The organism is Actinomycetospora sp. NBC_00405 (assembly GCF_036044095.1).
Taxonomy (GTDB): domain Bacteria; phylum Actinomycetota; class Actinomycetes; order Mycobacteriales; family Pseudonocardiaceae; genus Actinomycetospora; species Actinomycetospora callitridis.
This window is the reverse complement of record NZ_CP107938.1, coordinates 426,786-450,562: the sequence shown is the minus strand read 5'-3', so window position 1 is coordinate 450,562 and position 23,777 is coordinate 426,786. Positions and strand designations below refer to the sequence as shown.

Here is a 23,777-nt window from a genome sequence, read left to right as displayed (position 1 = left end):
GCTGTCGCGGGACGCACGTCTCTCGATACGTTCCCGAGCACCGTTTCGACGACAGGGAGTGTGGCATGGCGACGCAGACCGCCGAGTACGCCCGTTCGGTGACCGAGGCCGACGAGTGGGAGCCCTTCATGGCCGGCGGGGAGGCCGTCGGCGAGGTGCACTGGGTCCGGACCGAGGGCGCGGAGGGCGTGACGCTCAACGTCGGGCTCTGGCGCTCCGGGCCGCAGAGCTTCCCGTACCCGTTCACCGCCGACGAGACGATCCATGCCCTCGAGGGAGAGCTCGTGATCGACCTCGTCGAGAGCGGTGAGCAGGTGGTGCTGCGGCCCGGCGACATCGCGTCGTTCACCAAGGGCACGAAGTCGACGTGGACGGTCACCGCGCCGTTCAAGAAGCTCTTCGTGATCAGCGGCTGAGCCGTGTGCTACACCGTCAAGTCGATCGAGGACGTCCGGCGCCTCGTCGTCGCCACCCGCGGGCTCGCAGGGCACTCCGGCACGCCGTCGCTCGTCGCGACGGCGTGCCGCCGGCTGGTCGACCTCGTCGACGCCGACGTCGTGGCCGTCGCCCTGCACGACGGGCCCGACACCCTGGTGATCGGGGCGTCGGCGGGCACGGTCGGCCTCGACGGCCTCCGTCTCCCCCGCGGCTCCGGGCTCGGCTGGCGCGCCCTCCGGCGTGCCATGGTCACCACCACCGGCAACTGCGCCGCGGACCCCGAGGCCGACGAGCTCGCGCGGACGGTCGCGACGGACGGCGTGCGCGGCCTCGGCGCCGTCCCGCTGATCGTCGACGGTATCTGGCTGGGCGTGCTCTTCACCGGCATGCGCGGGCGCCGCGTCTCCCCGCGCACGACGCTCCTGATGACCGAGTTCGCCGCCACCCTCGCACCGCTGCTCGTGAGTGCGGGGCGCGCCGAGCGGGCCGGGGAGATCGCGGTGCAGGAGGAGCGTCAACGGATCGCCCAGGAGCTCCACGACACCGCCGGCCAGCTGCTCTTCCGGATCTCCATGTCGGCGAAGGAGATCCAGCAGTACGCCACCGACACCGATGGCGCGGTGGCGGCGGCCCGGTCGATCGAACTGGCTGCCGCGGAGGCGTCGGGGTACCTGCGACGCGCGATGCACAGCCTCATGCCCGCCGCCGACGCCCTGCCGGTCACCCTGCGCCGGGACGTCGCCGCGTTCGCGACACGCGCCGGGATCATCGCTGAGGTCGTCACCCTCGGCGAGGCGGTGCCCGCCACCACCGACGTCGAGGGCGTCCTGATCAGCGTCCTGCGCGAGGCACTGCACAACGTCGAGAAGCATGCCGGGGCGGGTGCGGTGCTGGTGTCCCTGACCTCTCGACCGCGAGAGCTGAGCCTGACCGTCGAGGACGACGGCAAGGGTCTGCCCGACGACTTCGAGCTCAACCCGGTGCCCGGACGCGAGGCGGGGCTCGGTGTCCCCGGGCTGTTGCAGCGCGTCACCGGGGTGGGCGGGGCCCTCACCCTGAGCGGCAACGACGACGGCGGAACGACCCTGCGGGCCACCCTGCCGTGCGGCCGACGGGCGTGACCGTCGCGGAGCCGCGGGTGCGGACGGTCCTCATCGCCGACGACCATCCGCTCGTCGCGCACGGGATCCACCGGGTGCTCGCCGCGGCGGACACGGAGTTCGCCGTGCTCGCCACCTGTCACTCGGGTGCCGAGACCCTGGCGGCAGCGGCCCGGGAGGCCCCCGACCTGGTGCTGCTCGACGTCCGGCTCGGGGACATGGACGGCGCCGACGTCTGCCGGTCGCTGGGGATCGAGGTCCCGCACGCCAAGGTCGTCATGCTGACGGCGTTCAGCGACACCGAGAACCTGCGCCGCTGCCTCGATGCCGGTGCGGCCGGCGTCCTGCTCAAGGGCTCCCTCGACCTGGACCTGACGCAGGCCCTGCGGGAGGTGCGGGACGGGCGGGTGGTCGTCGACGACGGTATCGCCTGCGCGCTCGGCGCCGTCGCCGGACTCCCGACGTCCGGCAGCCCCGGCAGCCCCGGCAGCCCCACGGTCCCGCGCCTGCGGCCCCGCGAGGTCGACGTGCTCCGGCTGATGGCGGCGGGGATGACCACCCGCGACATCGCCGCCGAGCTGGACCTCACACTCAACACCATCCGCACCTACACCCAGGCCCTGATGACCAAGCTCGGTGCACACACCCGCGTCCAGGCGATCGTCTTCGCCCAGCGGCTGCAGATGGTCTGAGCCCGCGCCACGCGCGTCGTCAGGGAGCGCTGATCCCCTTGACACCGTCGCCCGGCGAGACCTACGTCTGGTGGACAACAACGGTGTCGAGCACGGGGTGGCGCATGACGACTGCGACGACGACGGCGTCCATCACCGGCCGGGGCATGACCCTCAGCGACATCCTGGCCCGCTGGGCGCGGGTGACGCCGGAGGCGGAGTTCCTCGTCGACGCCACCACCGGCGAGCGCCGGACGTACGCCCGCTCCGACGACCGGGTCACCCGCCTGGCCGACACCCTGACCGGCGAAGGCGTCGCCCCCGGCGACCGGGTCGCGGTGCTGGGTCTCAACGGGGTCGACCTGCTCGAGTCCTACATCGCCGTGCTGCGCGCGGGCGCGATCTGCGTGCCGGTCAACTTCCGCCTCGTGCCCGAGGAGGTCGCCTACGCGCTGGTCGACTCCGGCGCGGTGGTCGCCGTGGCCGACACGGCCACCGCGGGCCTGATGGCCGCGGCCCGCGACGGGGCGCCCGCCGTCCGCCGGACGATCACCATCGGCGGCGACCTCGAGGACGTCCTCGCCGCCGCCGACCCGACCTACCGCGAGCTCGCCGTCCCCGACGACGCCACCGCGTTCATCATGTACACCTCCGGCACCACCGGGGCGCCCAAGGGCGCGATGCTCACCCACCGCAACCTGTACCTGCACGCGTTCTCGTCGACCATGCACCTCGGCGGGCCCGGCGGGCCGAGCGTCTGGCTCTCCGGGACGCCGCTGTTCCACATCGCGGGCGTCGCGGGCTTCCTCCCGTCGCTGTTCGCGGGCGGGACCACCGTCATCCCGCCGTCGGGCGGGTTCGACCCCGAGGAGGCGCTCGCGGTCCTGGAGCGCGAGCGGGTCACGTCGTGCTTCTTCGTCCCCGCGCAGTGGACGGCGATCTGCGAGCGGGTGGGCGCGCGGGAGCGCGACCTCTCGGCGCTGCGCAAGTGCGGGTGGGGCGCGGCCCCGGCCTCGACCGGCCTGCTGCGCACGCTCAGCGCGAGCTTCCCGGACGCCGAGATCGTGAGCTCGTTCGGCCAGACCGAGTGCAGCCCCGTCACCACCACCCTGCGCGGGCAGGACGCGGTGCGGAAGATCGGCTCGGTCGGGACACCGATGATCAACGTCGAGGTCCGGGTGGTGGACGACGACATGAACGACGTGGCCCCGGGCGAGGTCGGCGAGATCGTGTATCGCGGGCCGCTGGTGATGAGCGGCTACTGGAACAAGCCCGCCGAGACCGCCGAGGCGTTCCGGGGCGGGTGGTTCCACTCGGGCGACCTGGTCCGGCAGGACCCGGAGGGCTACTACTACGTCGTCGACCGCAAGAAGGACATGATCATATCGGGCGGCGAGAACATCTACTGCGCCGAGGTCGAGAACGTCCTCGCCGCGCACCCCCGGGTCGCCGATGTCGCCCTCATCGGCGTCGCCGACGAGAGGTGGGGCGAGACCCCGCTCGCGGTGGTCGTGCCCGCGGACCCGGCCGATCCCCCGACGCTCGCCGCGCTCGAGGAGCACTGCCTCGCCCACCTCGCCCGGTACAAGCGCCCGCGCCGCCTCGCGGTCGTCGACGCCCTGCCCCGCAACGCGACCGGGAAGGTGCAGAAGACGGTGCTGCGGGAGCAGGCCCTGACGGGGTCGCTCGTGCCCTGACGACCGGGGCGGCGCCGACCTCTCCTGCTCAGTCCTCCGCCGTCGGCGTCGATTCCGCGACCAGCCACCGGGCGACGTCCACGAGCTTGATGTTGGTGTCCTGCGAGCTGCGCACGAGTCGTTGGAACGCCTCGTCCTCACCGACGCCGAAGCGCTCGATCAGGATGCCCTTGGCGGTGCCGATGACGTCACGGGACGCCACGGCGCGATCGAGCTGCGCCGCCCGCTGCGCGCCACGGAGCGCGAGCCCCGCCTGGTTCGCGAACAGCGAGCCGAAGATGCGGTCCTCCTCGGCGAAGGCGTTCGCCCGCCGGCTGAACAGGTTGAGCGACGCGGCGCTCCGGCCCTCGCTGTACAGCTGGAACGACAGCGAGCTGTGGACGTCGAGGTCCAGGGCGCGCCGGGCGAAGTGGGGCCAGCGGTCGAGGTGGTCGGCGAAGTCGTCGACGACCACCAGCTCCTGGTCGTAGATCGAGTCCACGCAGGGGCCCTCGGTGTGGTCGGCCTGCACCTGGTCGAGCTCGTTGACCACCGCGTCCGTCGTCGCCGGCGACGTGATCGTCCCGCGGCCCTCGAGCAGGAGCACGCCCGCCAGGTCGGTGGCCGGCGACGTGTCGACGGCGGCGGAGAGCACCAGCGCCAGCGTGTCCTCGATGCTCGAGGCCACGGCGAACCGGCGCCCCGTGCTCAGGAAGTCGCGCAGGCGTGCGTCGTCCTCGGCGAACACCGGTTCTCCTCGTCCACGGGGTACTGACGGATCGCCCGACCCTAGACGTCGGGGTCCACCCGCCGCCCGGAGCCCGCTTCACTCGCCTCCGGGACCGCCAGGGGTGCACGCCCGCGCGACGAGGTCGTCCAGGAGCCGGTACACGTTCCGGCGACAGCACCCGCCCGCGCACCCGCGCGCCGGGACGATCGCGGCCACGAGGATCCCGACGTCGAGGTCGACGACCCGCACCGCCGACGGCAGGCGTCGGGCCGTCCCGGGATCCGCGTCGAACACCCCGACGGCCGCCATCCCGGCCTCGGGGTGGAGACAGACACGCACGATCAGCATTCGCCGGCATCCCGGTGGACGGAGGAGCGCGCGCGGGCCGCCGGCACGGGGGACCCGTGGCGGCGGCCCGGCGCTCATGGACGGTCAGCGCTCGTGGACGGTCAGCGTTCGTAGACGGCCGTGATGGTCGCCCGGGCCAGCGTGTGGCTGAACAGGTTGAACCCCAGGTAGGCCGGGCTAGCGCCCCGCGGGATGCCCAGCGTCGGCACGTCGACCGCGTGGACGACGAAGTAGTAGTGATGCACCCCGTGGCCCTCGGGTGGTGCGGCCCCGAGGTACTGGTGGATGCCGGCGTCGTTCGGGAGCACGATCGCCCCCTGCGGCAGCCGGGACCCGTCCGGGTCGCCCGCGGCCGCGACGAGCGAGGTGACGTCGGCCGGGATGTCGGCCACGGCCCAGTGCCAGAAGCCGCTGGCGGTGGGCGCGTCGGGGTCGTAACAGGTCACGGCGAAGCTGCGCGTGGCCGTGGGGAAGCCCTGCCAGGCGAGCTGCGGGGACCGGTCCTCCCCGCCGGGCACGCCCATGATCCCGCTGGTGTGCGGCGGGGCCAGGGGTGTGCCGTCGGCGACGTCGGTGCTGGTCAGCGTGAAGGTGGTGACCTGCGGGAGGAAGTCGTAGGGGTCGGGCGGAGCGACGGGCGGTGCGGCTGTGGACACAGGGATCTCCGTGGTGTCTCTCGGGGCTAGGTGAGGGTCTTGTGGAGCTCGGTGGTGATGTACTCCGCCTGACGCGTCGCGAGCGCGACGATCGTCAGGGTCGGGTTCGCCGCGGCGCCGGTGGTGAAGACGCTGCCGTCCGAGATGAACAGGTTCGGCACGTCGTGGGCCCGCCCGAAGCGGTCGACGACGCCGTCGCGGGGTCGCTGGCTCATGCGGCAGGTCCCGAGGTTGTGCGTCGACGGGTAGGGCGGCGTCTCGATCGTCTTCTGCGCGCCGACGGCGTTGTAGACGGCGGCGCCCTGGCGCTGCCCGTGACGGCGCATGGCGACGTCGTTGGGGTGGTCGTCGAAGTGGACGTTGGCCACCGGCAGCCCGTGCTGGTCGACGGTCTCGCCGGACAGCGAGACGCGGTTGTCCGCGCGCGGCATGTCCTCGCCGGTGATCCACATGCCGGCGGTGTTGCGGTAGCCGTCGAGCAGCTCGGTGACCCTCTCGCCCCAGCGTCCCGGTGCGATGAACTTCGCGAGGAAGGCCGGCCCGAGGGAGATCGTCTCCATGTAGTAGCCGCCGACGAAGCCGCGGTCGGTGTCGAGCCGCGACTCGTCCGCGATGACGCCAGCCATCGTCTCGCCCCGCCACATCTTCACCGGCTTGTCGAACTGTCCCCAGACGGTGCCGGTGGTGTGGCGCATGTAGTTCCGGCCGACCTGCCCGGAGGAGTTGGCCAGCCCGTCCGGGTGCTGGGCCGACCCCGAGAGCAGCAGGAGCCGCGGTGTCTCGATGGAGTTGCCGGCGACGCAGACGACGGCGGCGCGCTGGCGGCGCAGTGTCCCGTTGCGGTCGACGTAGAGCACGCCGGTGGCCCGGCCCGTCGCGTCGTGCTCGATCTGCGCGACGTGGCTGTCGGGACGCAGGTCGAGGTTGCCCGTCTTCTCGGCCTTCGGCAGCTCGGCGACCAGCGTCGACCACTTCGAGCCGTTCTTGTCGCCCTGGAAGTTGAAGCCGTCCTGGATGCTGGCCGGGCGGCCGTCGTAGGGCTCGGCGTTGGTCGCGTAGGGCCCGGTCGAGTAGTACCGGTAGCCGAGCTTCTCGGCGCCGTTGGCGAAGACCTTGTAGTTGTTGTTCGCGGGCAGCGGCGGACGACCGTGGCGATGGGTGACCCCCATCTTGATCTCGGCCTTGTCGTAGTACGTCGCGAGCTCCGACAGCGTGATCGGCCAGTCGAGCAGGCTCGCGCCGTCGAGGTCGCCGTAGGTCGAGCGCGCGGTGAACTCGTGGGGCTTGAAGCGGGGGCAGGCGCCTGCCCAGTGGGTCGTGGTGCCGCCGACGGCCTTGACCAGCCACGCGGGCAGGCCGGGGAAGTCGGTGGCCACCTGCCAGCTGCCCGACGTGGTGCGCGGGTCGCTCCACGCCATCTGCCCGAACGCGGGCCACTCGTCCTGGTGGTAGTCCTCGCCGGTGAGGTGCGGCCCGGCCTCCAGGACGACGGTCTTGAACCCCCGCTGGCAGAGCTCGTTGGCCACCGTGCCGCCGCCGGCTCCGGAGCCGACCACCACCACGACGTCGGAGTCGTCGTACTCGAAGCGCGTCATGCCGTCATCTCCTCCTCGTGCTCGATGCGGGGGTCGGGGAGCCAGTCGAGGTCGTCGAAGCCCCGGTGGATGTAGCCGCCCGAGGCGTAGGAGGGGCCCTCGTAACCCAGCAGCTCCCACACCTCGGGGTCGCTGTAGAGGGTCACGACCACGCTGTCGACGATGGCGGTCAGGAACGGCGTGCCGTCCGCCCCGCGCAGCACCGCGGCCGCGACGTCGGCGTCGAGCTCGGCGAACGGGGCCTCACGCTGGGCGTCGAGATCGGTGAGCCCCTGGATCAGCTGCGCGAGGAATCGGGGGTCCTTGCCCGCCTGGTCGATCACCGCGTCGGCGGCGCGTTCGTAGGGGCCGCGGGGGAACGTGCGGTGCGGGAATGCCGCGTACACCACGTTCACCAGGGTCTGGCGATGCTGTGCGGTCAACAATGTACTTCCCATCGCGCACCTCTCTCTGGGGGATTCAGGTCCTTCTGGGAAATGAGGGCAGGACTGTTCGCCCGGCGTCCTCGCGTGGGACGTCGGTGGGTGGATGTGCTGGCTACTGGTCCGCTCCCGCGGGGGCCCGGATGCCGTATTTCCCGATGCGCCGGTAGATGGTGGAACGGCTCATGCCGAGCGATTCGGCGGCGCTCGCGGCGGTGGCCCCCGGATCGGAGAGAGCGCGGACGATCTCGTCGCGCTCGAGGGTCTCCATGCGCGTGAGCCTGTGGTGGGCGCCGGTGAAGACCTCCGGCGGGAGATCGCGCACGGAGACGAGGTCGGTGCGCGCCACGGCCTGCCGGACGACCTCGCGCAGCTGCGTGACGTTGCCCGGCCAGTGGTAGGTCGCGAGGACGTGCTGGGCGTCGGCCGCGAACCGGACCGCGCGTCCGCGGGCCTCGCGCGCGAACCAGGACGCCAGCGGGACGACGTCGCCGGGACGGTGCCGCAGCGCCGGGAGCTCGACCACCGTGCCGACCGCCGCCCGCAGCCCGTCGGGCACCTCGGCGAGGTCGTGGGCCGTGACCGACAGCCCGGCAGCGCCGTCGAGCCCCGCCACGAGGTCGGCCAGGTCGGTGGCCGCCCAGGCCGGGAGCTGGTCGACGCCGGAGACGATGACGCTGGTCCCGGGCTTGCCGAGCTCCGGCGACCACAGCGCCAGCCACGACGCCACGCCCTCGGGCTCCGGCGGACGGGCGTGCAGCACGCGCCGGCCGCGGTGGGTGCGTGCGTGCGCCCCGCCCAGCAGCGCGCCCTTGCCGACGCCGGGCTCGCCCACGATCGCGACGCCCTCGCCCGAGCGCAGCGCCGCCCGGACGACGTCCATCGCCGCGCACCACGCGACGCCCAGGTCCTCGAGGCACGGCGCGCTGTCGTCGTCGACCGCCGTGCGCACCCGGACGACCCGGCCCCGGGTGGCCGGCCGGGTCTCCCGGCCGCGACCGCGCGCGAGCATCAGCGCCTCGGTGGTGCGGGCCGCGGTCTGCGCCAGCGCGAGCAGGAGGTTGTACGACTGCTGCGACCAGGTCGTGAGGTTGACGGCGCCGACCATCGCGCCGGTGACCGGGTCGGCCACCGGCACCGCGGCGCACGTGTAGCCCCAGAGGCTCGTCGAGTAGTGCTGGTCGGCGCGGACGAGCGTCGGGACGCGGTCGGCGAGCGCCAGTCCGAGCCCCGTGGTGCCGGTCTTGCGCTCCGAGAAGTCGAACCCGGGCGCCAGGCGCACGTCGTCGAGGGCCTGCAGCAGGAACCGGTCGCTGCACACGCGGTTGAGCACCAGGCCGTCGGGATCCGTGAGCATCAGGCTCACCGGTTCGTCGGCGAGCGTCTGGTGCAGTTCCGTGAGGACCTGGTGGCCCGATTCGTAGAACAGGGAACGGTCGTCGACGTCCCCGACGAACGCCGGATTCACCGCGTCGAGCGGCACCGCGTAATCGGCGCTGCGTTTCCACGACGAGACGAGCCGGTGCGGGAGCACGGCGGGATCGCGATCACGCGACAGCGCGAGCTGCTCGCGTTCACACAGATCCGCCCGGTGCATCTCGACCCCCTCACGCATCGTCGCGCCCCGCTCGCCATCGACTGTGGCAGGAACGACAGAGGAGGGAAGGGTCTCCGAGTGTCAACCTGAGACGGCCCGCCGCGGCGCGGGAGACGTCGGCGGTCCTCGGCGGCATGAGGTGAGGCTAACCTCACATCACGCCGCCGGGGTACCCCCTCGTCTCAGGACGACGTCGCGGCCTCCAGGAACCGCTCCAGCTCGCGGCGGGTGTCGGAGCCGCAGGGCTGGAAGACCACTTCGGTGACGCCCTGCTCGCCGAGCTCGTCGAGACGGCGCTTGACCTCGTCGCCGGTCCCGGTGATCGTCGCGTCGCGCAGCATCGAGTGGCCGCCCGCGGCCCAGGCCGCCTCGTCCGCCGTGTTGAGCTCCACGCAGTGGCCGGAGTGGACCGCGAGGTGCCGCTCGCCCTCGGGGGCGGACTCCACGACGTCCATCCACGCGTCGCCGCCGGGGAGCCCGCGCACGGCGTCGGGACCGCCGAACTCGTAGGCGCCGTGGTAGGCCAGCGCCCACCCCGGGCCGGCCGCCTCCCGGGCGTGGGCGGAGTCCGCACCCTCCGACTCGTCGAGGACGGTGCCCCACAGCAGGTAGGGCACCCACGAGTACTCGCCGAGGAAGTCGGGCACCTGCAGCGTCGCGTACAGGCCGTCTCCGAGCTCGCGCGCGACCGCGTTGCCCTTGGGTCCGAGCGCGCCGACGAGGATCGGGACCTCCACCGGACGCGCCGGCGCGTGGCCGTCCGGGTGCAGCATCTGCATCCGGGTGCCCTCCCACTCGACGACCTCGCCGCGCAGCAGGTCGCGGTAGGCGCGGATGTAGGCGTCCATGAACTTCCAGGTGATCGCCCCGTAGCCCATCGCGCGGCGTCCGGTGAAGCCGGTGCCGAAGGCGACCGCGACGCGGCCGGGCGCGAGGTCGACGAGCGTGGCCGTGGCCGCGGCGTTGACCATCGGGTGGCGCAGGCTCGGGATCAGGACGCCCGGGCCGATCCCGATCCGCTCGGTGCGCTGCGCGGCCAGCGCGAGGGTCATCCAGACGTCGGGGCTCTGCTGGGGGGTGTCGTAGACCCAGGCGCGGGCGTAGCCGAGGGACTCGGCGAGGGCGATGTCGTCGGGCGAGCTCAGGGCGGTCGGGAAGGCGCAGGACACGTCCACGGGTCCTCCAGTGATCAGGGGGACTCGCGATCCGACCACGCGCGGGGCGGTCGGTCCAGCACGGCCCGGATCCGTACGGCTCAGACCAGGGCCCAGGTGGGGTCCAGCAGGAGGTCGACGGCGACGGCGACGTCGTCGGCCAGCGGCCGGTCCTCGGTGCGCGGGTCGAGCACCTCCTCGGCGCGGGCCAGCGCCTCCTCGACCGGGGCGGGCCCGGCGCTCGCGGCCGCCACCCCGACGTTCCTCCGCCGCAGGCGCAGGGCCCGGACCGCGGCGACGAGCTCGCACGCGAGGACGCGGGTGTAGGCGATGGCCACCTCGGTGGTGGCCCGCGCGGCCTGGGTGGAAAAGCTCGCGTGGTCCTCCAGGCCGCGGGACACGACGGCGCTGCCCAGCGTCACCGGTAGCGCGACCTGGCGGAGCGCGGCGAGCGCGTCGTGGCTCATGTACTCGAGGATCATCACCCCGGAGCTGCCGGGCGGTCCGTCGACGAGGAACGCGCGCAGGCCGGTCTGCTCGGGCTCGACGAGGTCGCCGAGACGGGCCGCGGAGAGCTCGGCGACGCCGTGGATGCAGGCGCGGACGTGGTCGAGCGCGCCCGCGACGTAGGCGGTGTGGAAGTGCGCGTGGTGGTACACGTCGTCCTCGGCGACGGCGATCATCGGGTTCTCGGCCCCGGCGTTGATCTCGACGTCGAGCACCCGGTGCAGCGTCTCCAGGGCGTCGATCGCCGGGCCGTTGACCTGCGGGAACGCGCGCAGCCCGAACGGGTCCTGGATGCGGCGGCCCTTGGGCGGGGTCCGCTCCATGCCGAGCAGGTGGCGCATCCGCTGGGCGCACCGGACCTGGCCGGGGTGCGGCCGGGCGCGGTGCACCGGGTCCGCGTAGGCCTCGGGGCTGCCGTCGAGCGCGAGGTACGACAGGGCCGCGACGACGTGGCTCGAGGCGAGGACGACGTCGAGGGTGCCGGCGGCGAGCGCGGACTCGGCGAGCGTCACCGCGTTGCTCGAGACGAACGCCAGCGCGTCGCCGGCGTCGACGGCGACCGGCTCGGGACGTGACGCAGCGACCGGCGGCGCCGCGTCCCACGCCCCCTCCCCCGCGAGCGCCAGCGCGATCTGGGCGAGCGGCGCGAGGTCGCCGGTGCCGATGGCGCCGAGGCGGTGGACGACGGGCCGGGCGCCGGTGCGCACGGCGTCGGCGAGGGCGTGCACGAGGCGCGGCGACACCCCGGAGCGGCCGGTGAGGAGCTGGTTGAGCCGGATGAGCATCGCGGCGCGGACGAGCTCGGGATCGAGCTGGTCGCCCGCGCCGCCGGAGTGGCTGCGCAGCAGGCGGAGGCCGTGACCGGCGGTGTCGGCGGGCTCGGCGTCCTCTCCGACGTGCTCGTCGCGGTTCGCCCCGACCCCCGTGGTGCGCCCGTAGACCGCGCGGCGGGTGCTGAGGTCCGCGCCCAGCCGGGCGGCGCGCTCGACGTGGGCGAGGGCGGCCCGGTCGAGGTGGACGTCGGTGGGCCCGAGCGTCCGGGCCACGGCCGCGACGTCGCGGGCCGTCAGCGAGGCGCCGTCGAGCCACAGCGGCGGACGTCCCTCCACCATCGGCGGGTCGGCCTCCGGGCGGACCGGGATGTGGGTGCTCACGCTCGGGCCTCCTCGAGACGGGGTGCGGGGCGCACGCGGCGGCCGGCGCGCCACACGGCCGCGGTCAGCGGGACGCCGGGGCGCTGGGCGAGGTCGACGACGGTCGGGGCGTCGAGGACGTGCAGGTCGGCGCGGGCACCGACGCGCAGGTGCCCGACGTCCTCACGGTGCAGCGCCCGGGCACCGCCGAGGGTCGCGGCGCGCACGGCCTCGTCGACGGACAGGCCGGAGCGCAGCACCGCCAGGGACACACAGAGCGCCATGGACGTGGTGTAGCAGCTCCCGGGGTTCGCGTTGCTCGCCAGCGCGACCGTCGCGCCGGCGTCGGTGAGGCGCCGCGCCGGCGGTGCGGGCTGGCCGGTGACCAGGTCGCACGCGGGCAGCAGCGTCGCCACCGTCGACGAGCCCGCGAGCGCGTCGACGTCGGCGTCGGTGAGGTGCGTGGCGTGGTCGACCGAGGCGGCGCCGGCCTCCACCGCGACCCGCACCCCGGGGCCGGGTCCGAGCTGGTTGCCGTGCACCCGCCCGCCGAGCCCGCGCGCGGCGCCGGCGGCGAGCACCCGGGCCGCGGCGTCGGCGTCGAAGGCGCCCTCCTCGCAGAAGACGTCGATCCAGCGCACGTCGTCCGCGACGGCGTCGAGCATCGGGCCGCAGACGAGGTCGAGGTACTCGTCGGTGGTCGTGTCGGCGGGGGTCAGGTGGGCGCCGAGGAAGGTGACCTCGTCGACCTCCTCCGCGGCGATCCGGGCCGCGCGGGCCTCGTCGGCGACCGAGAGCCCGTAGCCGGTCTTGGTCTCCAGGCACGTGGTGCCCTGTCCCACGGCCTCCGCGACGTGGCGGCGCAGCCGGGCGGCGAGGTCGGCGTCGGACGCGGCGCGGGTGGCCGTCACCGTCGTCCGGATCCCCGCCGCCGTGTAGGGCCGGCCGGCGGCCCGCTGCGCGAACTCCTCGCGCCGGTCGCCCGCGAAGACGAGGTGGGTGTGGCTGTCGACCCAGCCGGGCAGCACCGCGCGGCCCTCGACGTCGACCGCGGTGTCGCAGGCGGGGGCGTCCCGTGCGGGCCCCGTCCAGGCCACGCGGTCGCCGTCGACCACGAGGGCGAACGGACCCGGGCCCGTCGGTCCGTCCGGGTCGTGCGTCGTGAGCTCGGTGATGCCGGTGATCAGCTGGGTCGTCATGCCGCCTCCTGCGCGCGGGCGTGCAGGGCGCCGATCTCCGCGGCCAGGCGGGCCGCGGGCCGCTCGACGAGCTGGTGGACGCCGTCGCGGACGATCAGGCGCCCGCCGACCCGGACCTCGCGGACGTCGGCCGCCGACGCGGCGAGCAGGACCCCGTCCGACCGCGCGCCCGCGGTGCGCACCGAGGCGGTGTCGACGGTGACGAGGTCGGCGGGGACGCCGACGGCGATCTCGGCGCCGTCGGTGCCGGCGCGCAGGAGCTCGCCGGGCATGAACCGTTCCCGGACGCCGTGGCGCAGCCGCTCGTGCATCTCCAGCGCGCGCATCTCCTCGAAGGGGTCGACGACGGCGTGGCTGTCGCTGCCCAGGCACAGCGGCACGCCGGCCTCCGCCAGCGCGCCTGCCGGCCCGATCCCGTCGCCCAGGTCGCGCTCGGTCGTCGGGCAGAAACAGGCCCGGGCGCAGGTGCGGGCGAGGCGGGCGACGTCGTCGTCGGTGAGGTGGGTGGCGTGCACCGCGGTGGTGGCGGGCCCGAGCGCGCCGGCGTCGTCGAGGAGCGCGGTCGGGGTGCAGCCGTGGGCGGCGAGGCAGGCGTCGTTCTCGTCGGGCTGCTCGGAGAGGTGGACGTGCAGCGGCCGGCCCCGCGCCCAGGCCGCGACCGCCGGCAGGGCGTCGCGCGGCACCGCGCGCACCGAGTGGATCGCCGCGCCGACGCGCACGCAGCCACCCAGGTCGCCGGCGCCGTCGTCGAGCTCCGCGACCAGGGCAGCCCGCGCCGCCCAGGCCTCGACGTCGGCGTCGGCGAAGCGGCGCTGGACACCCTCGGGTGCGCGACCGGACCCCGCCCGCCCCATTCCTGGAGCGAGGTAGCAGGTGTCGAGCAGGGTGAGCCGCAGCCCGGCCGCCGCGGCGGCGTCGACGAGCGCGCGGTCCATCGCGAGCGGGTCGGCGTAGGGACGCCCGCCGGGCGCGTGGTGCAGGTAGTGGAACTCGGTGACCGCGGTGTGGCCGGCGAGCGCCATCTCGGCGTAGACCGCGGTCGCCAGCGCCCGGTAGCCGTCCGGGTCGAGCGCCGCGGCGACGCGGTACATGCCCTCGCGCCAGCTCCAGAACGAGCCCGCCGCCCGGGCGGGGTGGCCGCGCAGGGCGCGGTGGAAGGCGTGGGAGTGCCGGTTGACCAGGCCCGGGACGGTGAGCCCGGGCAGGACGGTGCCGTGGCGGGGCGCCCCGGGCGTGACCGCGGCGATCCGGCCGTCGACGATCTCCAGCGCCACCGCGTCGGCGGGCCCGCCCGCCAACCACGCCTGCTCGCACCAGATCAGCGACACAGCTCCTCCAGGACGTCGGCGAGGGCACGGACGCCGACCGCGACGTCGGCGTCCTCGGCGTGCTCGTCGGGGGCGTGGCTGATTCCGGTGGGGTTGCGGACGTGCAGCATCCCGGCGGGCACGTGCGCGGCGAGGACGCCCGCGTCGTGGCCCGCGGCGGTGGCGAGACGGCCGGCGCGCGTGATCGTCGCCAGCGTGTCGGCGAGCCCGGGGTCGAGGGTGACCTCGTCGGACACCGACTCGGCGCGCACCTCGACGGCGCACCCCTCGGCGGCGGCAGCAACCTGCGCGGCGGCGGTGACGTCGTCGACGAGCGCCTGCGGGAGCGGGCCGCGGGCGTCGAGCCACAGGTCCACCCGGGAGGCGACGACGTTGGTCCCGCCGGGCACCGGGTGCAGGCGCCCGACGGTGGCGCGCGCGTCGTCGCCGTGGGCCTCCATCGCGGCGCGGGCGGCGAGCACGGTCGTCGCGGCGGGGATCATCGGGTCGCGACGGTCGGCGCGGCGCGTGGTGCCGGCGTGGTCGGCGCGCCCGGTGAACGACAGCCGCCAGCGGCCGTGCGCCACGATCGTCGACCCGACGGCCAGCGCGTCCCCGCGCGGTCCGAGCGCCCGTCCCTGCTCGACGTGCAGCTCGACGAACCTGCCCAGGCGCGCCAGTCGCTCCGGCTCCGGTCCGAGCCGACCCGGGTCGTGGCCACGGCTCGTCAGCGCCTCGGCGAGCGTCACGCCGTCGGGGTCGCGCAGCCCGCGCGCCCGGTCGGGGTCCAGGGAGCCGGTGAGCAGCCGCGAGCCCAGGCACGGCACCCCGAAGCGCCCGCCCTCCTCCTCGGCGAAGACCACCACCGCGAGCGGGCGTCCCGGAACCACGCCGCGGGCCCGGAGCGCGTCGACGGCCGCCAGCGCCGACACCACGCCGAGCGGGCCGTCGTAGGCGCCGCCACCGGGGACGGAGTCGAGGTGGCTTCCGGTGACGACGGCGTCGGGCCCCTCGGGGTCGCCCCACCAGGCCCACAGGTTGAGGTTCGCGTCGGTCTCCACCTGCAGGCCGCGCCGCCCGGCCTGCTCGGTGAACCACTCCCGCAGGGTCGACTCGGCGTCGTCGCCGAGGTGGCGGGACCAGCCGCCCCGGCGGGGGTCGCGGCCGACGTCGTCGAGGTCGGCGAGGAGCGCGCTCACGAGCCCTCCCGCAGTGTCTCTCGGAGGGGGATCCGCACCCCGCGCTCGTCGGCGACCTCGAGGGCGCGGGGATAGCCGGCGTCGGCGTGGCGGATCACGCCGGTGCCGGGGTCGTTGGTGAGCACACGCGCGATCTTGCGCCCGGCGAGCTCCGAGCCGTCGGCGACGCACACCTGCCCGGCGTGGATCGAGCGCCCGATCCCGACCCCGCCACCGTGGTGCAGCGACACCCAGCTCGCGCCGGACGCGGTGTTGAGCAGGGCGTTGAGCAGGGGCCAGTCGGCGATCGCGTCCGAGCCGTCGATCATCGCCTCGGTCTCGCGGTGGGGCGAGGCGACGCTGCCGGCGTCGAGGTGGTCGCGGCCGATCACCACCGGGGCCGAGAGCTCCCCGGACGCGACCATCTCGTTGAACCGCTCCCCCGCGCGGTGGCGCTCGCCGTAGCCGAGCCAGCAGATGCGCGCGGGCAGGCCCTGGTGGCGCACCTTCTCCCCCGCCAGGCGCATCCAGCGCGCGAGCGGTTCGTCGTCGCCGAAGAGGTCGAGCACCGCGCGGTCGGTGGCCGCGATGTCGGCGGGGTCGCCGGAGAGCGCCGCCCAGCGGAAGGGCCCGCGGCCCTCGCAGAACTGCGGGCGGATGTAGGCGGGGACGAAGCCGGGGATCTCGAAGGCGCGCTCGACGCCGGCGAGGCGGGCCTCGGCGCGGATCGAGTTGCCGTAGTCGAAGACCTCGGCGCCGTCGTCGAGGAACCCGAGCATGGCCTCGACGTGCGCGCCCATCGACTCCCGCGCCCGGTCGGTGAACTCCTCGGGCTTGGTGCGGGCGTACTCGCCCCAGTCGGCGAGGTCGACGCCGACCGGGAGGTACGACAGCGGGTCGTGCGCCGAGGTCTGGTCGGTGACGACGTCGACGGGCGCGCCCCGGCGCCGGATCGCGGGCAGCAGCTCGGCGGCGTTGCCGATGACGCCGACCGAGACGGCCTCTCCGGCGCTCCGAGCCGCCTCGACCCGGGCGAGCGCGGCGTCGAGGTCGTCGGCGACCTCGTCGAGGTAGCCGGTCTCCACCCGCCGGCGCGCGCGGGCGGGATCGGCCTCGACGACCAGGGCCGTCCCGCCGTTCATGGTCACCGCGAGCGGCTGCGCACCGCCCATGCCGCCGAGCCCGGCGGTGAGCGTCAGGGTGCCCGCGAGCGAACCGCCCCGGGCGCGGGCGACGGCGGCGAACGTCTCGTAGGTGCCCTGAAGGATGCCCTGGCTGCCGATGTAGATCCACGAGCCGGCGGTCATCTGCCCGTACATCGTCAGCCCGAGGTGCTCGAGCCGCCGGAACTCCGGCCAGGTGGCCCAGTCGCCGACGAGGTTCGCGTTGGCCAGCAGCACCCGCGGCGCCCAGTCGTGGGTGGTGAAGACGCCGACCGGACGCCCCGACTGCACCAGCAGCGTGTCGTCCGGGGCGAGGTCGACCAGGCAGCGCCGGATCGCGGCGAGGCTCGCGTGGTCCCGGGCGGCCTTGCCCGTGCCGCCGTAGACCACCAGGTCCTCGGGCCGCTCGGCCACCTCGGGGTCGAGGTTGTTGTCGAGCATCCGCAGCGCGCCCTCGGCGCCCCACGTGCGTGCCGTCATCGTCCGTCCCCGCGCTGCTGGCATGGGTCCAGTGCAGCGCCCTGCCGCCGTCGGGGACAGACGCTCTGGCCGTCCGGTGTCTGGGATACGAGACTGGGCCGATGGCCGGCGTCCCGGGGCTGCGACGCGGGCTCGCGATCCTGCGGCTGCTCGCGGCGTCCGACGAGCCGTTGACCGCGACGACGCTCGCGGCCCGCCTCGACCTGCCCCGCTCGAGCACCTATCACCTGCTCACCGAGCTCGAGGCGGCCGGCGTCGTCGCCCACCTCCCCGACCGGGGTCGCTGGGCCGTCGGGATCGGCGCCTTCGAGATCGGCACGGGCTACCTGCGCCACCACCCGGTCGACGAGGTGGCGGGGCCGTCGCTGCGGCGCCTCGCACGCCGGGTGGGCCACGACGTCCACCTCGGGGTCCTCGACGGGCGGGAGCTGCTCTACCTGCTGCGCGAGCGCCCGCCGCGTCCGCAGACCCTCGTCACCGCCGTCGGCGTCCGGCTCCCCGCGCACCTGACGGCCTCGGGGCGGGCGGTCCTCGCCGGCCTCGCCCCGGCCCAGCGCCGCGCCGTCCTCGCCGGCGGGGGCCCGCTGACCCGGCGCACCGAGCGCGGCCCGACGTCCCAGCGCACGCTCACCGCGGTGCTGGCCGCCGACGCGCGGCGCGGCTGGTCGGTGGAGGACGGGGAGGTCAGCCGCGGCTACGCCTCGGTCGCCCACCCGATCCGCGACGCCGGCGGGCAGGCGGTCGCGGCCATCAGCGTGACGTTCCCGCACCAGTGCGAGCCGGCGTGCGGCGACACCTTCGCCCCGCTCGCGCGCGTCGTCGGCCGTACCGCCGCCGAGATCACCCGGCACCTCGGCGGCGCGTCGGGCGGACGTCGGTGACAGGCGTCCGCGCTGCCGCTCCCGCGTCCGCATGCCACGGTGATCTCAGGTTCGTGCGCCGGGATCCGGCCCCCGTCCGGCCACCCCTGCCCCCGGTGGCGTCCTGTCGAGCACGACGCCGGAGAGCGGGTGGAGCACGTGTCGAGCCGTGCCGCGGACACCGAGGCACGCAGCCTCGCGCACTGGGACGAGGCCGGCCGGGCCGGGATGGAGGCGTTCTACGCGCTCGCCGTCGAGGACTACCGGCAGATGGTGGCGGCGCGCGACTGGGCCTCCGACCTGCGCGGGAGCGCCGTGGACGGCCGGGTGCGCGTCCTCGACGTGGCCTGCGGCAGCGGCAAGTTCCCCGCGGAGCTGATGCGTCGCGGCCTCGCGTCCGGGGTCGACGGGATGCAGGTGGAGATCGACCTCCTCGACCCGTCGGTCTTCTCGATCGCCGAGGCCCGGTCGGTGCTCGGTCCGCCGTTCGTGCTGCGCGCCGAGCACCCGGTGCGCCTGCAGGACCTCGACCGCACGATCGGCGGCTTCGACGTCGCGTGGGCCACCCACGCCCTCTACGCGATCCCGCCCGACGAGATCGGCGCCGGCGTCGCGCGGATGGCCGAGGCGCTGCGACCGCGCGGGTTCGGCGCGATCGTCCACGCCACGACCGCGTCCCACTACCTGCGGTTCGCCGAGGCGTTCCGCGCCACGTTCGTGCCGGAGGCCACCCCCTTCACCAGCGCCGAGCAGGTGACCGACGCGTTGCGCGCGGCCGGCCTCGACCCGTCGTCGTCGACGCTGCGGTACACGGTCGGGACCGACGACCGCGCCGTCCTCGAGGGCTTCCTCCAGCGCTGCGTCTTCGACGACACCGTCGACCTCGCCACGATGGAGGCGCAGGAGCCGCTCGCCGGATACCTCGCCTCCTGTCGTGACGACGGGACCTACCTCTTCGCGCAGGAGGTCCACGTGATCACGTGGACGGCGGAGGCGTGAACCCGCACCTGGGGGTCGCCACCGCGCGCGGCGAGGCGTCCGACGTCACCGCGGCCTGGGACGGGGACAACGAGCAGTGGTGGGACTGGTACATGTCCCTCGCCGACAACGTGAACGGGCCTCAGAGCCGCTCGTCGCGGTCGACGCCCCCGATCCCGGTCCGCTACCGGACGACGCGGAGATCGTGGCGGGGCTCGCGGAGCCCTACGTCGTGCCGTCGACGGCGGTCGCGTCCTTCGCGGCCGACGGCTTCGTGCGCCTGCCCGGCGTCGTGTCGCCGGGGGCCGCCGAGGTGCTGCGACGCCGGCTGATCGCGCTGCTGGACAGCGGCGGGTCCGGCTCCGGGCTGCGCAGCCGCGAGATGATGTGGCGCGAGGACCCGCTGGTGCGCGCCGGCATCTCGGCCGCGGCTCGCCGGCATCTCGGCCGCGCTGCTCGACGTCGACGCCCTGCGCCTCTACCACGACAGCGCGCTCGCAAGGAGCCCGGCGCGGGCCGGACGCCCCGGCACCACGACGCGCACCACTTCCCGCTGGCGTCCCACGACGTGATCTCCACGTGGATGCCGCTGCAGGCGGTCCCGGCCGCGATGGGACCGCTGGCCTTCGCGCGCGGGATGGACGCGTGGCGGCGGGTCGACGACCTCGCCTTCGACAAGTACGGCACGTCCTACGACCGCCGGGTCGCCGAGACGTTCTCCGCGGCCGGGGTGGAGGTGTGCGACGAGCCGTTCGCGCTCGGGGACGTCAGCTTCCACTCGACGCTGTGCTTCCACACCGCCGGCGCCAACCGCTCCACCCGCTCGCGGATGGTGCTGGGCGCGACGTACTACGCCGACGGCGCGCGGATCGTCGACCACCCCACGATGGTCAGCGGCGACTGGGGGCTCTTCGTCCCCGACACCGCGCCGGGCGAGCCCGCTACCAGCGCCCACAACCCGCTCCTGGAGCTCGCCGGGCGCTGACCAGGTCAGACTGGGGCTCCCACCCCGCCCGACGAGGAGCCGACGATGATCACCGGTGCGCACGTCATCCTGTACAGCGCGGACGCCGACGCCGACCGCGCGTTCCTGCGCGACCTGCTCGGCACCCGCACGGTCGACGCCGGCGGCGGCTGGACCATCGCCGCCCTGCCGCCGGCCGAGGTCGCCGTCCACCCCACCGACGAGGCCCCGTCGCACGAGCTCTACCTGATGTGCGACGACGTCGAGACGACGACCGCCGAGCTGCGCGGACGGGGCATCGCCGTCGACCCGGTCACCGACCAGGGCTGGGGCCTGCTCACCGGCATCCGGCTCCCCGGCGGCGGGACGCTCGGCCTCTACGAGCCCCGGCACCCCGTGGCGGCGGAGCCGGGCTGAGCGACAGCGAGTCGTCGACCCCGCGGCCGTCCGGGACGTAGCCGACCGACGCCGAGGGCGTGACGGGCCGGACGTGGTTCCGTCGTAGGAGGGGCGGAGGGGCTCGACGGAGCTGGTCGCCGCGCACACGACGTCGGCGTCCGCGATCGCGTCGTCGAATGGTGGTCCCGCGCGCGGGCAGGCCCTCGCCCTCGAGGTCCGGGGCGGGGCGGCCGCCTTGGCGGGATCGCGGGCGCCGATGCGGACGTCGGTGAAGTCGTGGACCCGGCACGCGTACCGGGCGTGCTCGCGCGCCTGCGGGCCGTTCCCGAGCACGGCGAGCATGCGCGACCCGGGCCGGGCGAGGTGCCGGATCGACAGTGCGGAGCACGTGGCGGTCCGGGTCGCGGTGAGGGGTCGCCGTCGACGAGGGCGAGCATCGCGCCGGTGGCCGGATCGAACACGGCGATCGCGGCCTGGTGGACCGGGAAGCCCTGCGCCTCGTTGTCGCGGTAGACGGTCAGCCAGCTTGGTCGCCCAGCACCTCGAAACCGCGGGCTGCACCCGGGCATCGTGGCGAGCAGCCCGGCGCCGGCCGGCCGGAGTAGCCACGGCTCCGACCCGGCGTCCTCCGCGAACCGGCCCCTCGTTGTCGGGGGTCGGTTCTAGGATCGAACACATGAGCGAAGGTGGTGTCGGGCTGGTCGAGCGGGAGGCGCTCGACGCTGCCCGCGCGGAGCAGACCGCGGCCCACCAGGCCTACTACCGGCGCCTGGAGCGGATCGCTCACCTCGACCGGCTCGGCGTCGCCCACGTGACGGGGGACCGCAGCACCGCGCGGTTGCTGCAGGAGAACTGGCGGGTCGATCCGGCGACGGCGGGTCGGTGGTGCGACGAGGCCGAGGACCTGGCTCCGCGGATGACGCTGCACGGTCAGCCGCTGCCGCCGCGGCTGCCGTGCACCGCGACGGTGCTGGCGTCGGGGGAGATCTCCCCGGAGCACGTGGCGATCATCCGCCGCACCATGACCAAGATTCACAGGATGGAGCACGTCGACCCGGCCGAGGTCCCGGCGGCGGATGCGTATCTGGCGGAGAAGGCGACGCTGTTCCCGCCGGCGACGTTGCGGCGGCTCGCCGAGGCGTTGCTGGCCAAGCTGGATCCCGATGGTGCGGCGCCGGACGAGGACGCCGACCTGTTCGACGACCTGACGATGTCCTCGGGTCAGGACGGCACCCTGGAGATGCGGATCCGGATCCACGACGCGGTCGACGCCGAGTCGATCCGCGAGGGCATCGGGGTGTTGGCCACCCGGACCGGTTCGGATGATCACCGGTCGTTGGGGAACCGGCAGGCGTGCGCGTTCAAGGAGGTGTTCGCCGACGCCCTCGGACCCCAGGGGCTGGTCACCGACACCCGCCACACCGAAGCCGACACCGAACCCGGACCCGATCACGAGCACGGCACCGACCCGGAAGCCGACGACACGGCCGCCGACGAGGCCGATGCCGTGGACGCCGGCGAGGACCCGCCGCTCGAGGACGCGCTGATCCCCGAACCCCGCCGCCCCGAGCCCGCGGCAGCACCAGCGCCGGCACCGGAGACCAATCGCGGACCCGGGCGGGCGCTACTGACGATCACCATGGACCACCGCTGGCTGCAGTTGGCGATCGGGCACGGCACCCTGGACTCCGGGGCGCTGACTGACCCCGCCACCGTCCGCCGGTGGGCCTGCGACGCCGACATCGTCCCCCTCGTCCTGGGCTCGAAGTCCGAGCCGCTGGACATCGGGCGTCGCTCCCGGCTGATCCCGGATGCGATGCGTCGGGCCCTGACCTTCCGCGACGGCGGCTGCGCCTTCCCCGGCTGCACCCGCCGACCGAGGCGTTGCCACGCCCACCACATCGACCACTGGAGCGAGGGCGGACCGACCTGCCTCGACAACCTCACGCTGCTCTGCCGGCATCACCACCAGGTCATCCACCACGGCCACTGGACGATCAACATGATCGACGGGCTCCCCTGGTTCACCCCACCACCCTGGATCGACCCCGACCGACAACCCAGACCCGGCGGACGATCAGCCGCCGCTCTCTGCTGAGCCGACCCGAGAATGCTTCGAAAACCGAAGCGTCTCGAACAACCGACGCTCACCCCGTCCTCGGGTCGCCCCGCCACTCTGTCCGACCCCCCAGGTCGGGGGTCCTCGGGCGCGTTCCACGCCCGCACACTCACCGCCGGGAGCGCGCCGATCACCAGCCGCGCCCGGCCACCGGGATCGCAGGGCGAAAAGCGGCCATCTGCAGGCCATACAGGGGTGCGGAACGCCCCTACGGTCGACCTGACGACGACACCGGGAGTCCGCATGGCCACCGAGGTGAACCGCACCGGCAACGTCTACGTCAATCCCGTGAGCCGGGAGCGCGCCGCGGTGCTGGAGAGCGCGGCCGAGACCGGCGGCGAACGCGTCCGCGCCGAGCTCTGGGCACCGCCGGGCGCGGCCGTGGCCTTTCCGCACATCCACCCGGGGCAGAGCGAGCGCTTCGAGGTGCTGGAGGGCCGGCTCGGGGTCCGCCACGGCTCCCGCATCAGCACCGCCCTGCCCGGCGACCGCGTCACCATCCCCGCGGGCGACGTCCACGCCTGGTGGATCGAGGGGGACGAGCCGGCGCGGGTGCTCGTCGAGGTCCGGCCCGCCGGCCGGTTCGAGGAAGCGATCATGACCAGTTGGGGCCTCGCCGCCACCGGGCACACCACGCCGAGCGGGCGCCCCTGCCTGCTCCAGCTCGCCCTGCTCGCCGAGGAGTGGGCCGACACGATGCGCCCCGCCTCCCCGCCCGCGTGGGCCCAGCGACTGCTCTCCCGCACGCTCGGTCCGCTGGCCCGGGCGAGGGGCCTGCGCGGTATCCATCCCGAGCTCGAGAGCGCATCCTCATCGGCCGGCTCGGGGAGCGCCTGACGGTCGCCGGATCCTCGCCCATGGCGCCCCACGAGTCGAGGTGACGTCGTCGGGGACAACCGCCCGGACGGACCCCTGGTCCGGCGACCCCCGGCGTGGCAGCGTTGCGGCATGGACATCGGCCCCGTCCGTCGGCGCCTCACCGCAGAGCCGATCAGCTCACCCGTGCCCGGCGAGGACTCCCCGGAGCGGGAGCCCGTCATGATCGAACCAGCCGTCGAGCACGACGATCCCGAGACCGTCGCGACGTCCCGCACCTGACGTGC

The 23,777-nt window shown here is 74.6% G+C and carries 23 protein-coding genes and 1 pseudogene; 11 read left to right on the top strand and 13 right to left on the bottom strand.

Annotation, left to right across the window (positions count from 1 at the left end; all coding sequences use genetic code 11):
• Positions 1-65 precede the first annotated feature (65 nt).
• From OG774_RS02195 to OG774_RS02180, 4 genes are all read left to right on the top strand, one after another.
• A complete protein-coding gene (locus tag OG774_RS02195; RefSeq protein WP_328306301.1) occupies positions 66-416 on the top strand; it encodes a cupin domain-containing protein in 351 nt (116 codons plus the stop codon).
• 3 nt (positions 417-419) lie between these two features.
• Positions 420-1,559 (top strand): GAF domain-containing sensor histidine kinase, encoded by a 1,140-nt coding sequence (locus OG774_RS02190; protein WP_328306300.1) that lies wholly within the window; start codon positions 420-422, stop codon positions 1,557-1,559.
• Positions 1,556-2,230: a response regulator transcription factor gene (locus tag OG774_RS02185; protein ID WP_328306299.1), complete on the top strand. Its 675-nt coding sequence runs from the start codon at positions 1,556-1,558 to the stop codon at positions 2,228-2,230. The genes OG774_RS02190 and OG774_RS02185 overlap by 4 nt, the downstream gene beginning before the upstream one ends.
• A 104-nt stretch (positions 2,231-2,334) precedes the next feature.
• Positions 2,335-3,906, top strand: coding sequence for a long-chain-fatty-acid--CoA ligase (locus OG774_RS02180; RefSeq protein WP_328306298.1), 1,572 nt, complete (start codon positions 2,335-2,337; stop codon positions 3,904-3,906).
• A gap of 28 nt (positions 3,907-3,934) precedes the next feature.
• Here OG774_RS02180 and OG774_RS02175 read toward each other — a convergent pair whose 3' ends face one another.
• From OG774_RS02175 to hutU, 12 genes are all read right to left on the bottom strand, one after another.
• A complete protein-coding gene (locus tag OG774_RS02175; RefSeq protein WP_328306297.1) occupies positions 3,935-4,633 on the bottom strand; it encodes a GAF and ANTAR domain-containing protein in 699 nt (232 codons plus the stop codon).
• A gap of 78 nt (positions 4,634-4,711) precedes the next feature.
• Positions 4,712-4,963 (bottom strand): hypothetical protein, encoded by a 252-nt coding sequence (locus OG774_RS02170; RefSeq protein WP_328306296.1) that lies wholly within the window; start codon positions 4,961-4,963, stop codon positions 4,712-4,714.
• Positions 4,964-5,064: 101 nt separating this feature from the next.
• Positions 5,065-5,619, bottom strand: coding sequence for a YbhB/YbcL family Raf kinase inhibitor-like protein (locus OG774_RS02165; RefSeq protein ID WP_328306295.1), 555 nt, complete (start codon positions 5,617-5,619; stop codon positions 5,065-5,067).
• Between the two features lie 26 nt (positions 5,620-5,645).
• Positions 5,646-7,214, bottom strand: coding sequence for a GMC family oxidoreductase (locus OG774_RS02160; RefSeq protein WP_328306294.1), 1,569 nt, complete (start codon positions 7,212-7,214; stop codon positions 5,646-5,648).
• Positions 7,211-7,603 (bottom strand): hypothetical protein, encoded by a 393-nt coding sequence (locus OG774_RS02155; RefSeq protein ID WP_328306293.1) that lies wholly within the window; start codon positions 7,601-7,603, stop codon positions 7,211-7,213. The genes OG774_RS02160 and OG774_RS02155 overlap by 4 nt, the downstream gene beginning before the upstream one ends.
• Positions 7,604-7,751: 148 nt before the next feature.
• Positions 7,752-9,251 (bottom strand): GAF domain-containing protein, encoded by a 1,500-nt coding sequence (locus OG774_RS02150; protein ID WP_328306292.1) that lies wholly within the window; start codon positions 9,249-9,251, stop codon positions 7,752-7,754.
• A 164-nt stretch (positions 9,252-9,415) separates the two neighbouring features.
• Positions 9,416-10,408 carry an LLM class flavin-dependent oxidoreductase gene (locus OG774_RS02145; protein WP_328306291.1) on the bottom strand — a complete coding sequence of 331 codons (993 nt, stop codon included), beginning with the start codon at positions 10,406-10,408 and terminating at the stop codon, positions 9,416-9,418.
• A gap of 80 nt (positions 10,409-10,488) precedes the next feature.
• Entirely contained in the window at positions 10,489-12,006 is a 1,518-nt protein-coding gene (locus OG774_RS02140; RefSeq protein WP_328310729.1) for an aromatic amino acid ammonia-lyase, read from the bottom strand.
• A gap of 38 nt (positions 12,007-12,044) precedes the next feature.
• Positions 12,045-13,226, bottom strand: coding sequence for an imidazolonepropionase (gene hutI / locus OG774_RS02135; protein WP_328306290.1), 1,182 nt, complete (start codon positions 13,224-13,226; stop codon positions 12,045-12,047).
• Complete coding sequence (locus OG774_RS02130; protein ID WP_328306289.1) at positions 13,223-14,554, bottom strand: formimidoylglutamate deiminase; 1,332 nt, start codon at positions 14,552-14,554, stop codon at positions 13,223-13,225. The genes hutI and OG774_RS02130 overlap by 4 nt, the downstream gene beginning before the upstream one ends.
• On the bottom strand, positions 14,545-15,732 hold the full coding sequence (locus OG774_RS02125; protein ID WP_328306288.1) for an allantoate amidohydrolase: 1,188 nt from the start codon (positions 15,730-15,732) through the stop codon (positions 14,545-14,547). The genes OG774_RS02130 and OG774_RS02125 overlap by 10 nt, the downstream gene beginning before the upstream one ends.
• Positions 15,729-17,378 (bottom strand): urocanate hydratase, encoded by a 1,650-nt coding sequence (gene hutU, locus OG774_RS02120; protein ID WP_328306287.1) that lies wholly within the window; start codon positions 17,376-17,378, stop codon positions 15,729-15,731. Before hutU ends, OG774_RS02125 begins: the two co-directional genes overlap by 4 nt.
• A 77-nt stretch (positions 17,379-17,455) precedes the next feature.
• On the opposite strand from hutU, the gene OG774_RS02115 reads away from it, so the two are divergent.
• The 4 genes from OG774_RS02115 (at position 17,456) to OG774_RS02100 (ending at position 20,573) form a co-directional block, all read left to right on the top strand.
• A complete protein-coding gene (locus tag OG774_RS02115; protein WP_328306286.1) occupies positions 17,456-18,235 on the top strand; it encodes an IclR family transcriptional regulator in 780 nt (259 codons plus the stop codon).
• Positions 18,236-18,364: 129 nt separating this feature from the next.
• Entirely contained in the window at positions 18,365-19,213 is an 849-nt protein-coding gene (locus OG774_RS02110; RefSeq protein WP_328306285.1) for a class I SAM-dependent methyltransferase, read from the top strand.
• A 184-nt stretch (positions 19,214-19,397) separates the two neighbouring features.
• Positions 19,398-20,177, top strand: a complete 780-nt coding sequence (locus tag OG774_RS02105) for a phytanoyl-CoA dioxygenase family protein (protein ID WP_328306284.1) — start codon at positions 19,398-19,400, stop codon at positions 20,175-20,177.
• 45 nt (positions 20,178-20,222) lie between these two features.
• Complete coding sequence (locus OG774_RS02100; protein WP_328306283.1) at positions 20,223-20,573, top strand: VOC family protein; 351 nt, start codon at positions 20,223-20,225, stop codon at positions 20,571-20,573.
• 114 nt (positions 20,574-20,687) lie between these two features.
• Here the strand turns inward: OG774_RS02100 and OG774_RS29775 are convergent.
• A pseudogene (locus tag OG774_RS29775) lies at positions 20,688-21,233 on the bottom strand (hypothetical protein); the annotation flags it as partial.
• On the opposite strand from OG774_RS29775, the gene OG774_RS02095 reads away from it, so the two are divergent.
• The 3 genes from OG774_RS02095 (at position 21,202) to OG774_RS02085 (ending at position 23,772) form a co-directional block, all read left to right on the top strand.
• Positions 21,202-22,653, top strand: coding sequence for an HNH endonuclease signature motif containing protein (locus tag OG774_RS02095; RefSeq protein ID WP_328306282.1), 1,452 nt, complete (start codon positions 21,202-21,204; stop codon positions 22,651-22,653). The pseudogene OG774_RS29775 and the gene OG774_RS02095 overlap by 32 nt on opposite strands.
• 264 nt (positions 22,654-22,917) lie before the next feature.
• Entirely contained in the window at positions 22,918-23,511 is a 594-nt protein-coding gene (locus tag OG774_RS02090) for a cupin domain-containing protein (RefSeq protein ID WP_328306281.1), read from the top strand.
• 111 nt (positions 23,512-23,622) lie between these two features.
• On the top strand, positions 23,623-23,772 hold the full coding sequence (locus tag OG774_RS02085; RefSeq protein WP_328306280.1) for a hypothetical protein: 150 nt from the start codon (positions 23,623-23,625) through the stop codon (positions 23,770-23,772).
• Positions 23,773-23,777: the final 5 nt, after the last annotated feature.